At 63.0% G+C, this 11,841-nt stretch carries 14 protein-coding genes; 3 read left to right on the plus strand and 11 right to left on the minus strand.

The annotated features are described in order from the left end of the window. Positions 1-55: 55 nt before the first annotated feature. Genes NKH60_RS22155 through NKH60_RS22165 form a run of 3 tightly spaced genes read left to right on the plus strand, consistent with a single transcriptional unit; the run spans position 56 to position 3,050 of the window. On the plus strand, positions 56-1,123 hold the full coding sequence (locus tag NKH60_RS22155; protein ID WP_352832051.1) for a type III polyketide synthase: 1,068 nt from the start codon (positions 56-58) through the stop codon (positions 1,121-1,123). Continuing rightward, entirely contained in the window at positions 1,120-1,833 is a 714-nt protein-coding gene (locus NKH60_RS22160; protein ID WP_352832049.1) for a methyltransferase domain-containing protein, read from the plus strand. The genes NKH60_RS22155 and NKH60_RS22160 overlap by 4 nt, the downstream gene beginning before the upstream one ends. After that, the gene (locus NKH60_RS22165; RefSeq protein WP_352873320.1) at positions 1,830-3,050 is read left to right on the plus strand and encodes an NAD(P)/FAD-dependent oxidoreductase; all 1,221 of its coding nucleotides are present in this window, start codon (positions 1,830-1,832) and stop codon (positions 3,048-3,050) included. The genes NKH60_RS22160 and NKH60_RS22165 overlap by 4 nt, the downstream gene beginning before the upstream one ends. Here NKH60_RS22165 and NKH60_RS22170 read toward each other — a convergent pair. The 11 genes from NKH60_RS22170 to NKH60_RS22220 all read right to left on the minus strand — a co-directional run bounded on the left by NKH60_RS22170 (position 3,047) and on the right by NKH60_RS22220 (position 11,821). Further along, entirely contained in the window at positions 3,047-5,581 is a 2,535-nt protein-coding gene (locus NKH60_RS22170; RefSeq protein ID WP_352873322.1) for an NAD-dependent epimerase/dehydratase family protein, read from the minus strand. The genes NKH60_RS22165 and NKH60_RS22170 overlap by 4 nt on opposite strands. 737 nt (positions 5,582-6,318) lie before the next feature. Beyond that, positions 6,319-6,885, minus strand: coding sequence for a hypothetical protein (locus NKH60_RS22175; protein ID WP_352703996.1), 567 nt, complete (start codon positions 6,883-6,885; stop codon positions 6,319-6,321). A 21-nt stretch (positions 6,886-6,906) separates the two neighbouring features. Beyond that, complete coding sequence (locus tag NKH60_RS22180; protein ID WP_352473258.1) at positions 6,907-7,629, minus strand: cytochrome c biogenesis CcdA family protein; 723 nt, start codon at positions 7,627-7,629, stop codon at positions 6,907-6,909. A 26-nt stretch (positions 7,630-7,655) separates the two neighbouring features. Further along, positions 7,656-8,315 (minus strand): DsbA family protein, encoded by a 660-nt coding sequence (locus NKH60_RS22185; RefSeq protein ID WP_352473260.1) that lies wholly within the window; start codon positions 8,313-8,315, stop codon positions 7,656-7,658. Positions 8,316-8,515: 200 nt separating this feature from the next. Continuing rightward, positions 8,516-9,274: an SCO family protein gene (locus NKH60_RS22190; RefSeq protein ID WP_352744064.1), complete on the minus strand. Its 759-nt coding sequence runs from the start codon at positions 9,272-9,274 to the stop codon at positions 8,516-8,518. Continuing rightward, on the minus strand, positions 9,274-9,585 hold the full coding sequence (locus NKH60_RS22195) for a hypothetical protein (protein ID WP_352473262.1): 312 nt from the start codon (positions 9,583-9,585) through the stop codon (positions 9,274-9,276). The genes NKH60_RS22190 and NKH60_RS22195 overlap by 1 nt, the downstream gene beginning before the upstream one ends. Before the next feature lie 13 nt (positions 9,586-9,598). Further along, positions 9,599-9,949, minus strand: coding sequence for a TlpA disulfide reductase family protein (locus tag NKH60_RS22200; RefSeq protein WP_352873343.1), 351 nt, complete (start codon positions 9,947-9,949; stop codon positions 9,599-9,601). 172 nt (positions 9,950-10,121) lie between these two features. Continuing rightward, positions 10,122-10,730, minus strand: a complete 609-nt coding sequence (locus NKH60_RS22205; RefSeq protein WP_352473263.1) for a DsbE family thiol:disulfide interchange protein — start codon at positions 10,728-10,730, stop codon at positions 10,122-10,124. Then, complete coding sequence (locus NKH60_RS22210) at positions 10,717-10,890, minus strand: hypothetical protein (RefSeq protein ID WP_352473265.1); 174 nt, start codon at positions 10,888-10,890, stop codon at positions 10,717-10,719. Before NKH60_RS22210 ends, NKH60_RS22205 begins: the two co-directional genes overlap by 14 nt. An 11-nt stretch (positions 10,891-10,901) precedes the next feature. Continuing rightward, positions 10,902-11,342: a DUF411 domain-containing protein gene (locus NKH60_RS22215; protein WP_352873326.1), complete on the minus strand. Its 441-nt coding sequence runs from the start codon at positions 11,340-11,342 to the stop codon at positions 10,902-10,904. 38 nt (positions 11,343-11,380) lie between these two features. Next, complete coding sequence (locus tag NKH60_RS22220; RefSeq protein ID WP_352473267.1) at positions 11,381-11,821, minus strand: DUF411 domain-containing protein; 441 nt, start codon at positions 11,819-11,821, stop codon at positions 11,381-11,383. Positions 11,822-11,841: the final 20 nt, after the last annotated feature.

Below are 11,841 nucleotides of genomic sequence, written 5' to 3' on the forward strand. Positions count from 1 at the left end.
AGACCCTCCGGCGCTGGCTCGACGCAACACCGTGCAGACGCCGAGGAGACAGAACATGCCCGTCAAGGCCTATATCAACCGGATCGCGACAGCGGTGCCGGAGTACGAGGTTCATGAATTCTACCTGCGTTTCGCGGCCTCCATGCTCGCGGCCGATCGCCGGAGGATCTTCGAACGCATGGCCGATCTTGCCGGCATCGAGCACCGCTATTCCTGCTTTGCGCCGGCGTCCGACCCCGAGGGACCGTCCGCCGACCTGGCCGGAACCTTCATCCGGGGCGCGTTTCCCGGAACGGCGGCGAGAATGGCGATGTTCGACGATGCCGCACCTGTTCTGGCGCAAAAGGGCATCGACGGATTGCAGCTTGGCGACGACGCTTCCCGCATCACCCATTTGATCGTCACCACCTGCACCGGCTTTTCGGCGCCGGGCATCGATCTCGAGCTGGTTGCGCGTTGCGGGCTGCCGAACGGGATCGAACGCACGATGATCGGGTTCATGGGTTGCTATGCGGCGATCAACGGCCTCAAGCTGGCCCGCCACATCGTCCGCTCCGACCCGCAGGCCAAGGTCCTGCTGGTCAATATCGAACTCTGCACGATGCATCTGCGACAGACCACCGAGCTGGAAAAACTGCTGTCGTTCTGCCTTTGGGGCGACGGCTGCGCGGCTGCGCTCATCACTGCCGAGCCGGCCGGCATCGAGCTCGATAGCTTTCACTGTCTGGTGGCGAGGGAACGGCGGGACCTGATGCGCTGGAACATTCGCGACCACGGCTTCGAAATGGTTCTTTCCGGCCAGGTGCCGGCAGCGATTCATGAAGCGTTGCGGAACAGCCAGGCCGCCATCCTCGGAGGCCGATCGGCGAAAGACATCGACCTTTGGGCCGTGCATCCGGGTGGACGTTCGGTGCTCGACGCCGTCGAAAGGGCCCTGGAACTGGAGCCCACCGCGCTGGAACCATCGCGCGAGGTGTTGCGCCAGTATGGGAACATGTCGTCGGCGACCGTCATGTTCGTGATGAAGGAGATGCTGAAGGCGCCACCCGGCCTGCTCGGTTGCGGCATGTCGTTCGGACCCGGGCTGACGGCCGAAACCATGCTCTTTCGAACGGTGTCATGAGCGGCCTGGAGCACCGGCAGCTTGCGCCGGAAATCCTCGACGGACTTGCGGCCGACGATCCGCGAGCGCTGACCGCGCGCCGCGACCTTCGGCGCATCAATATGGTGATGTTTCAGGCGCCGATCATGACGTCGTTGCTCAGGAGGTTCGTGCCAACGCCGCCACGCCGCATCCTGGAGATCGGCGCCGGCGATGGCTCCTTCATGCTGGCGGTGGCGCGGCGCGTGGCCAGGCATTGGCCCGGGGTCGAACTGGTGATGCTCGACCGCGTCGGCCTCCTCACCGCGCAATTGCGCGGCGATTTTGACCGGCTGGGATGGAGGGCGGAAGGCGTCACCGCCGATGTCTTCGACTGGGCAGGAAAGATCGAGAGTGCGCGTTTCGACGCCGTCACCGTCAATCTGTTCCTGCATCACCTCGATGATGCACAGGTCGTGCGTCTGTTTTCGCTGATCGGGCCGAAAGCCCCGTTGCTCATTGCGACAGAGCCGCTGCGGGCGAAACTGCCGCTGGCCGCGACCCGTCTTCTGCCGGCAATCGGCGCCAACGACGTCACACGAAACGACGCGGCGCAAAGCGTGCGTGCCGGCTTTCGCGGCAGCGAGCTTTCCGGTCTCTGGCTTGCGGCCAACGGCAAACCGGTCGAGGAACGACGCGCCGGCCTGTTTTCCCACATTTTCGTCGGCGCCAGCGCCGGCAACGACCCATGACGGGATTGTCGACCCATGACGCGATCATCATAGGCGCCGGCCCGGCGGGCACATCCGTCGCGCTCACGCTGGTCCGGCGCGGATGGGCTGTGGCAATTGTGGAAAAGAGTGCGTTTCCACGCCGCAAGGTCTGCGGCGAATACATCTCGGCAAGCAATCTTGCGCTTCTCGACCGGCTCGAGATCGGCGATGCCTGGCGTACCAATGCCGGCCCCGAAATCCGCCGCGTCGGTTTGTTTTCCGGGGAGACCTGCGTCGAGGCGGCAATGCCACGTGCGGGAGCTGGGCCTCGGGCGAAAGACAGCTTCGGCCGGGCGCTCGGCCGGGACATTCTCGATTCTCTGCTTTTGCAAGCGGCGCGATCGGCGGGTGTCGAAATCTTTCAACCCTGCCGCGCCGTCGCCATCGAGCGGGATCGCGAGATGCAACGGGTGCGAATTCATCCCGGGCACGGAACGGCGATATTGCGAGCGCCGGTGATTGTCGCCGCACACGGCTCGTGGGAACCGGGACCATTGCCCAGCCAGCTCGCAAAGGCCAATCGCCCGTCGGACCTGCTCGGCTTCAAGGCGCATTTCACCGGGTCGTCCCTGCCGCCGGATTTGATGCCTCTGCTGGCCTTCCCCGGCGGCTATGGCGGCATGGTTTCGGCGGATCATGGCCGGTTGTCGGTCTCGTGCTGCATCCGGCGCGATATGCTCGCGCGGCTGCGTAAACAATATGGCCCCAAACAACGGAGCCACGTGTCGGCCGCCGATGCGGTCGCGCGCCATCTCGTGGACTCGTGCCGAGGCGTCAGGAACGCCCTGGAACCGGCTCTCCTCGACGGTCCGTGGCTTGCCGCAGGTCCGATCCGGCCGGGAATTCGCTCGTGCTACGAAGAGGACATCTTCCGCGTCGGCAATGCAGCCGGAGAGTCTCATCCTGTCATCGCCGAGGGCATCTCGATGGCGCTTCAGTCCGGCTGGCTGCTGGCTTGCGAACTCGCATCCGCGCCAAGTGGCCGGGCAGGGCGCGAGGCTGCCGCCACACGCTACGGGGCGGCCTGGAAAAGACTGTTCTCGACACGGGTCTACGCCGCCGCGGCCGTTGCCGGAATTGCCCTTCGCCCCGGCAGCGCCACCTTGATGGCAGCGATCGTCCGGAATTTCCCGCAGACACTGACGCTGAGCGCGCAACTGAGCGGCAAGACCAAGCCGGTTCCCGGCTTCGTCTAGGCGACATAGCGGTCCCATGAGCCGTAGTGCTCCTTGCTTCGGCGCCCCCGAGGCAGGCTGAGGCCGATCACAACTAGCCCTGCAACGGCATTGTTCAATGTCGAACCTCTGGTCGCGCCGTCGAGCAGCCAGGGCGCTGCGATCAGCCATAACCCGAACGGCAGGTTGAGGAAACGCAACGGCCGTGCCACCTCGGCCATGGCGCAGACCGCGATCGTGATGATCATGGCGCCCGAGAGGTGATCGCTGCTTGCAATGGCGCCGGCCGTGCCGAAGACCAGCCGCGAGATCATCAGCCAACCGCCGACGATACAGCATGCGACCAGCGTCCATGGAAACGTGACACCGCGAATGGCTGCGGCGGACTGTGCGGCAAGCGCGGCGGAAAAGCCGGGATCGTTCTTGTCCGCCTCGCCGTTCGGCTCCGGCCCGCCTTGGAAAAAGGTGCGCCAGAACGGACGGTCTGCCCGCACGCTGCGCAGCATGTACTGGCCCATGGCGACCACCTCGTCCAGCGTCAGCGGGATCATGACCAGCATGGCCGCCGCCGCGATGAGGCACAGTGTGCAATAGGTGCCGATCATGATCGGCTGGATGATGATGAAGAAGATCGAGACGCCGCCGAGCGGCACCACCAGGATGAAGAAGAAGGTCACCATCCAGGGCATGGTGCGCCAGCGGGTCGCCGTGCCCATCGCGCCCATCAGGGTTTCGATCATATAGGCCACGGCGCCAAGCCCGGCATCAGCGACTGGCCAGGCTCGAGAAACGTCGGATGTGATGATGAATTCCGTGCCGTTCCTGCCGTCTCCGCCGGGGAAGAACGGCTCCCAGACAGCACCCACATGGCCGAGCTGGTAGGCAGTGAGATAGCGGGCGATAAGGAAACCGAAGAAACCGAGCGCGATGATCGGCAGGCGCTGCAGCCAGGATGACGGCGAGTAGGTCCAGCCGGGCGGAACGGTGCTCTCGTCCATCATCCCTTCGTGGCTCATGCCCGGCATCATCGGGACGAGCACCGAGAAAGTGATGGCCAGCGCGCCGACGATCGTGTCGTTCATGGTGGCGGCGGCGCTCGGCGTCCAGAAGAACAGCGGCGCGAACAGCAGCCATAGGCCGGCGATCGTCGTGCCCCATTGCGCCCAGGAAAAACGCGGCGACAGTGCGAGCCCGCCAAACAGCATCAGCAGCAAACCCGAGACAATGTCGCTCCAGCCGGTGAGCGCGTTGCGCAGCACCGGTTCCCACAGTCCACGCTCTTGCGTGATGTCACGCACAGTGCCGGCCGCCGCCGGATCGAACAGCGCGAACTGAAGCGGGCTGGTGAGGAGCCACACGCCAAGCGTGATGACCAGGAAATGAGCCCAGAGCATCTGCTTGCCCATCCCCGCCATCTCGGCCATGTGTCCGGGTTTCATCTTGTCGTGTTTGGCCTCGAACGCCTTGTCTTTCTCTCGCGCTTTTGTTCCGCTGCCGGCCACCTTGGCGGCGTTGAGCTTGTTGGCCCGATACCAGCCGGCGGGATCTGCCTTGAGCGCGTCGACGATCCGCGGCAACGTCTCGCGCAGGGAATGCCGGGGCTGCCAGCCGAGGACATTGCGGGCACGGCTGATATCGATCGCGTAGTGGTCGTCGGCGATATCGACCATCCAGGGACGAACGAATGATTCTTCGCCCAGCACGTCCTGTTGGACCCAGGCACCCGCCTTGGCGAGCGCCTTCGGCACCTCCCGTGTCTCCCAGTTCTCGCCACGGATCAACCGACCAATTTCGGCTTGAAGTTCGCCGTAGCCCATGACCTCAGGCTCGCCGAGAAGCAGCGCCAGCTCCGTGGGAAGTTTCTTCCGCCGATCTATAAGGCGCGCCACCGCATCGGTGAGGTCTTCCAGATGCAGGAACGACTGCCCGGTGCGCAGGTCACCCGGATATACATGCCCGGTCGGATCCTCTTCGTAGATACGCGCAATCTGATTGGCGAGGAATGCGTTACGGCCGAGATCATCATAGACGCCGGCCGGCCTGGCATAGACGACAGGGATCGCCCCGTGCTGCTCATGGATCAGGCGCTCGGTCTCGATCTTCGAGGTGCGGTAGGGTAGGTTCGATTCGAGCGGCCAATCCTCATCGATGATGTCGCCTGGTCGGCCACCCTTGTGCGCCAGCATCGAACTCATGAAGACAAACTGCTCGACCTCAAATTGTTTCAGGGCGCGCAGGAGCTTCTCGGTGCCGCCAACCGTAATCTTTTCGTAGAGCGGGTTCCGTTCGCCTGTGAGATCGAAATAGGCCGCAAGGTGGATCACCGAGGCGAGGCGGGCGCCATAGGCCGTCCGCACGCGCGCCAAGCCGGCAGCCACGGCGTCCTCCGATGTCAGGTCGATGCAGACGCACTCCGCGGCCGGCGGCGGCTGACGCGTCGCCGCCCGGTCGAGACCGACGAGAGCAAACCGGTCGGCGAAGCTGTTGACCAGAGCCGAGCCGATGAAGCCGGTGCTGCCGGTAACAATAACCGTGTCTTTGCGCTTCGCCATCCAGACCTCATAGCCGGCGATTTGCCACTCCTGAGAGGGCCGAAGGCGACAGACGTTAAGAGCCGAAGGGCCGGACCAGTTCCGACGCCGACCCGATGACGCTGCTGCTTCCGGTGACGCCTACAACTTTCCGTCCTTTTTGCTCTTTTGACCCCGACTGCCTATGCCGTCAGGTTCGCAAATATTTGACCAGCGCCGCGATCGCGAGCACGAGGGTGACAAGCACCAGGACCCAAATGAGCGCCATGCCGCCCATCATCCACATTGAACCGTCCATCATCATTACAATCATCCCTCCCGCCGCCGCTGCCACCGGCGATTGCGAGGGGAACTAGTTCGCCATGTACGCCCGTCAAGGCGAACTCGATCAGCCCACGAAGGCGGTGGCTTGCCGGTCAATCAGGGCATGTTCAATGCTATCGACGAACGAGTTCATAGTAGGCTTCGGCCAAAACATGCTGGCCGTGCGGTAACTCGGGAACGGCAGGGCTTTGATCCAGTGCCTCCAGCGCTCGCAGCAAATGCTCCGCGACATCCGATCTGCCTTGCCGATATGCCTCTCTGAACAGGGCCAGTAGCTGCCTTTCGAAATTCATGGTTCGGTCCGCCATTGGACGATCTCCGGAAGTTGGCAATGAGCCTAACCGTTCCAGCCACCGGAAGGTCAAGCGCTCCTTTCAAGAAGCTAGAACAGGTTGAGAGCGCTTGTTGAACCGCATCCGAGGCGTCGCCCGGCTCTACTCTCCACCGCCGCAGCCGTCGGAGAGATCCCAGACGTCGACGACCTGCTTGCCGGTGAAACCGTGCTCGCGGATCAGGAACTTCGCCAGCCCGCCATACACTTTCCAGCGCCAGCATTGACAGCAGCATGGGCCTTTCTCGTTGGAATTGGCCATCGCGTAGTCGTAGGCCTGCTGCTCATCGCCGGAGAGCTTCACATCGTAGTAAGGAATCAATTTTTGGGCGATGCCAGCCGGAATGTCGTATGGATCGACGGGGATCATGGCGATATCGCGATACTTGGTCAGCCCATTCAACTGCTCGATGTAGCGCTTCATTTCCATCGGGCTGCAACATGAGCCCTTGATCCGCGACGTGCTTGGCATGGTTGCGATCGACTCCGTGAATTTGGCCGAACACGTGCTGTTGCCATTTTCGCTGAGGTCTTTGAAGCGACCCGCCATACCGGGGTCCTCCGCAGCGATTGCCAAATCCGGTTCGTTGACAAAGCCGGCAACCATCGCGGCGCCGAAAACACCGCCGAAAACAACCATTCGTCTGTTTGGGGACATTGTCCGGACCATGACTAATTCCTTTCCCGGTCTTCAGCCGATGCGCGTGAATATTGGAAACTGTTCGAGCAGCCAGAACGAGAATGTCGACATCCGTCCGGTGACCATGGCGAGCCCCATGACGACCATGATACCCCCGGCGGCGAACTGCAACATCGAGCCGGTCCGGCGCATCGCCTTCAGCCGCCGCGCCAGACTGTCGGTGAACAGAGCGGCAAGCAAGAAGGGAAGGCCGAGGCCGAGCGAATAGACGGCGAGCAGCGTCACGCCTTCGGCGACGGTGGCCGACGCGGCGCCGACGGTCAGGATGGCGCCGAGGATCGGGCCTATGCACGGGGTCCAGCCGAAGGCGAAGGCGAGGCCGAGAACATAGGCCGACGTCGCCTTGCCACCGGGCATATCGGCATGAAATCTCGCTTCGCGCATCATCCAGGATGGGCGAAGCAGACCGGTGAGGAACAGGCCGAACAGGATGACGATCGCACCGCCGGCCAGGTTGAGCTCGATGCGGTGGCGGAGCAGCAATCGGCCGAGCGCCGTGGCGCTGGCGCCTAGCACGATGAAGACGGTCGAGAACCCGAGCACGAAACAGAGGCTCAAAGCGGCCGCCGACAGGCGCGCCGACCCGTCCATCGGCGTCCTGCCGGCGACATAGGACACATAGCCCGGCACCAGCGGCAGCACGCAAGGAGAGAGAAACGAGACGATGCCGGCCACGAAGGCGGTCAGCACGCCGATGTTGGAGAGTTCGGGCATCGGTCAATTGTTCCCGCTTGCCGGCGTTACTTCTTCAGGGCCCTTGCCTGCCCGATCAATTTCTTCATCGAAGCAAGATCGGTCGCGCCTTGAAAAATCTGGTCGCCGACGACGAAAGTCGGCGTTCCGGCGATTTTCAGCGCCTGAGCCAGTTTCGCATTTTGGTCAATCGCCGCTTGGATGTCCGGATGCTGCATATCGGTCTTCAAGCGAGGGACGTCGAGGCCGACCTCGGCCGCGATCCTGAGAACGATCGTCTCGTTCACCCGGCTCTTGGCGTCATACAGGGCCTTGTGGAACTCCGCATATTTGCCCTGCATCTGAGCCGCGAGCGCTGCCTTGGCCGCAAATACGGAATCAGGGCCGAGGATGGGGAATTCCTTGTAGACGATGCGCAACTGCGGGTCGTTGGCCGCGGCTTGCGCCATGATCGGCGCCACTTGGCGGCAATAAGGGCAATTATAGTCGAAGAATTCGGCCATGGTGACGTTGCCTTGCGCATTGCCGCCGACGGGGCTTTGCTTGTCGCGGAAAATGTCGTCCGCGCGCGACGCCAGAACCGCCTTTACCTGGGCCGCCTCGGCCTCGCGCTGGCGCTGATCCAGGCTTTGCAGCGCCTGCACCAGGACTTCGGGATGGGCGAGGATATAGTCGTGGATGCGCTGGTCGATTTGGTCCTGGGACATTCCGCCAGCTGCCATCGCCGATCGCCCGGCGCCCTGAGGGCCCGGATTTAGCAGGAACCATCCGGTCACGGCGGCAAGCAGCAGGGCGCGGACAAGCCAGCTCCCATATCGGTTTGCCTGTTTTACGCTGATCGTCATATGCATCTCTCCTTGTTCTCCGTCGAGGCGCCCGGTCGGCATGCCGCCGGCGAAATTGCGCGTCAAAAGAAGTTCTTCAATTTTGCCAGCCAGCCTTCGTCCGGCTCCCCACCCGTTTCCTGTTCATGGTGCGGACGCTCGACGCCGTTGGTGAGCGCGTTGACGAAGGTGACAAGATTGACCGGCGCGAAATCCAGGCCGTGAAAATTGGCGCGCCACCGGCCTTCCTTGTCGATGACATGAGTGACGATGCCATGCGCCTGAATGCCGTCATCTGTCTTGCTGAATCTGTGGCCGAAGGCTTCCGCCAGCTTGCGGGTCGCGTCCTCCGGCTGATCGGGTGTCGTGGTCAGGAACAACCAATTGACCGGATCGAGCCCGTGCGCCGGCCCGTAGCTGCGCAGCACGTCCGGCGTGTCCCGCGTCGGGTCAGTGGTGATAGTCACGAAGGTGACCTGGTCCTTCATCGGCGTGGCGTTCACCATCGCCTGGATCTCGGCGATCTTCTCGGCGTGGAGCGGGCATACGTCCGTGCACGACGTGTAGACGAAGTGGAGGACGACGACCTTGCCATGCAACTCGGTCGGCCGCACGATACGCCCCTCAGCGGTGCGCAGGGTGAAATCGGGTATCGGCTTATCAATCGGCTGGAAATACTTCTCGTCGCCCTTGAGCATGGCGTCGACTTCATCGAGCGAATGCGCCTGCGCGCCGTGAAAAAGGCCGAGGATCAGCGCCGCCAGTGCGATCAGGCCGCACAGCAAGCGCGTGCCCAAAGTCGGCGAGAGCGCTTGCCGCTCGTTTTGGGTCTGGATAGGCATCAACCGCTGCCTTTCGTGGTGCCTTCCCCATCCGCTTTTGGGGCAGCGTTTTCCGTTTGGCAGGTGCGGCCTGTCATCCGGTTCATGCACAGGCCGAGCGCGCACATGGCCACGCAAGGCAGGACGCTGAGCAGCAGTGGCGCAATGCCCGCGGCGACCAGCCATGTCCAGTTGAAGGCGAGGCCGGCGACGGCAATGACCGTGCCGGCAGCGATTAGTCCGCGCCGGTCACCGAGATAGTGGCGGATGGCGTGAAGAATGCTGCGGCCAAGCGAAGCCTGCGAGGTTTCGGGCGATTCTGTTGTGGTCATGTCTTTTCCTTTCTCAGTTGGCCCCGAAATGGCTGCGGATGAACGCCATCATTTCGGGTGAATCCCATTCGGCTGGGCCGATCAGCCGGCCGATTTCCTTGCCCTCGCGGTCGATCAGCAATGTCATGGGAAGGCCGAGGGCGCCGAGCGTGAACATCGCCTTGCCCGTTGTGTCGATGTTGAGGGCGAGATGCTCGACGCCGATCTCGGCGAAGAACTTTTTCACGATGTCCGGACCGCCGCGATCCATCGACAGCGCGATGACCTCGAAGTCCGGTCCGCCGAGCTTGGCTTGCAACCGGTCGAGCGTCGGCATTTCCTTGCGGCAGGGAGCGCACCATGTCGCCCAGATGTTGAGCAGCAGGACCTTGCCGTGGAAATCCGCAAGCGTTTTCGGTTGACCGTCGGCGTCCTCAAGCTGATTTCCGGCACGGGGACGGGAGCCTCATGAACGGCGAAGTCCTGCGGCGGCTCGACGGCCGATGCGGGCTGCGCCACCGCGAGCAAGGCGCCGAAGAGCGCGAGAGCGAGCATCTTCACGGTTGCCGCTCCTTCGCCTCGGCCCTCAGGCGCTCGACGAGCGGCATGATCGTTTTCTCAAGGGCCTCGTCCGTCACCGCGCCAATGTGCTTGTAGACAATGCGGCCGTCGGCACTCACGACAAAGGTTTCCGGTATGCCGTAGACGCCCCAATCGATGGAGACGCGGCCGTTCAGATCCGCGCCGGTACGCGTATAAGGATCGCCCATCGTGTCGAGCCATTGTGCGGCGTCATCGGGCCTGTCCTTGTAGTTGAGCCCATGCAGCGGCACCGTCTTGCTCGCCGCCAGTTGTATGAACACAGGATGTTCCTCGCGGCAGGCCAAGCACCAGGATGCGAAGACGTTGACCAGCGAAACGTCGCCCCGCAGGTCACCGCTCGACAAACCAAACGTGCGGCCCTGGACCGGCGGCAGGCTGAATTGGGGCACCGGCTTGCCGATCAGCACCGATGGAATGTCGGACGCATTGCGCGTGAGCCCCCAGGCGAGCAACACGGCCAGCCCGACGAAAATCATCACGGGCAGGACGACCAGTAATCGTCGAAGCAAGGCGCGCCGAATGGCTGCCGGTCCCGCATCGGATTGAACGTCACCGCTGGTCATGATGCACCCGGCCGATTGTGGTCCGACGACCCGTCAGCACGTATCTTGCGAGTGCTGCGACGGCGAGCACCAGAACCAGCAGCACGAGGAAACCGGCAACGGACAGGAAGGTCATCGCAAGCCAGGTTCTGGCCGGACAATCGGAAATGTCGGTCAACATCGCGGTGCCTTTCACTCCGTCGCGTAGACGGTCGGCGCCTTGCCGTCCTTGGTGAAAGCATAGATCGTCCAGGTCCCGTCTTTCTCGCCGCCCATGCCGGGCGCGCCCGTCGGCATGCCGGCCAGCGTGAGGCCTGTGATTGCTGGCCTTTCGGTCAAAAGCTTCTTGACGATCTCGACCGGCACTAGGCCGTCGACGACATAGCCGTCGACCATCAGCGTATGGCAGCCTTGCAGGTCGGCCGGCACGCCGGCATCGCCGCTAATCTGCGAGAGGTTGTTGACCGGCTTGATCTCGACCTTGAAGCCATTGTGCTCCAAATAGTTAGCATAGGATTCACAGCAGCTGCATTGCGGGTTCTTGTACATCACCGCTTCGATCGTCGCGGCGACGGCCGGAAGGGGCATGGCGATCGCGACGGCGAAGGCCGCAAGCGAGTAGGTCAGTTTCATGGCAGTCTCCTCGGGTTCCAGAAATTCATCGCCGGCCGTCACTGCGTCGCGTAGACGGTCGGCGCCTTGCCGTCCTTGGTGAAGGCGTAGATCTTCCAGGTCTCGGTCTTCTCGCCGCCCATTCCCGGCGAGCCCATCGGCATGCCGGCCATGGCGATGCCGGTGATTTGGGGCTGTTCCGTCAGCATCTTCTTGACCAAGTCGACCGGCACGAAGCCGTCGACCACGTAGTCGCCGATCACCACCGAATGGCAGCCTTGCAATTGCGCGGGAACGCCGAGCCCAGCGCTTATCTGGCTGAGGTCGTTGGTCGGCTTGAGCTCGACCTTGAAGCCGTTCTGTTCGAGATAGGCGGCGTAGGTCTCGCAGCAGCTGCAGCTCGGGTTCTTGTACATCACCGCCTGGATCGTTGCGGCGAATGCAGGCATCGGCATTGCGATTGCGACCGCGAGAGCGGCGATTGAGTAGGGCAGTTTCATTTGCAGTTCTCCTTGGGTGA

Origin of the sequence: Mesorhizobium sp. M1006 (genome assembly GCF_040318825.1) — a bacterium.
Taxonomy (GTDB): Bacteria; Pseudomonadota; Alphaproteobacteria; order Rhizobiales; family Rhizobiaceae; genus Mesorhizobium.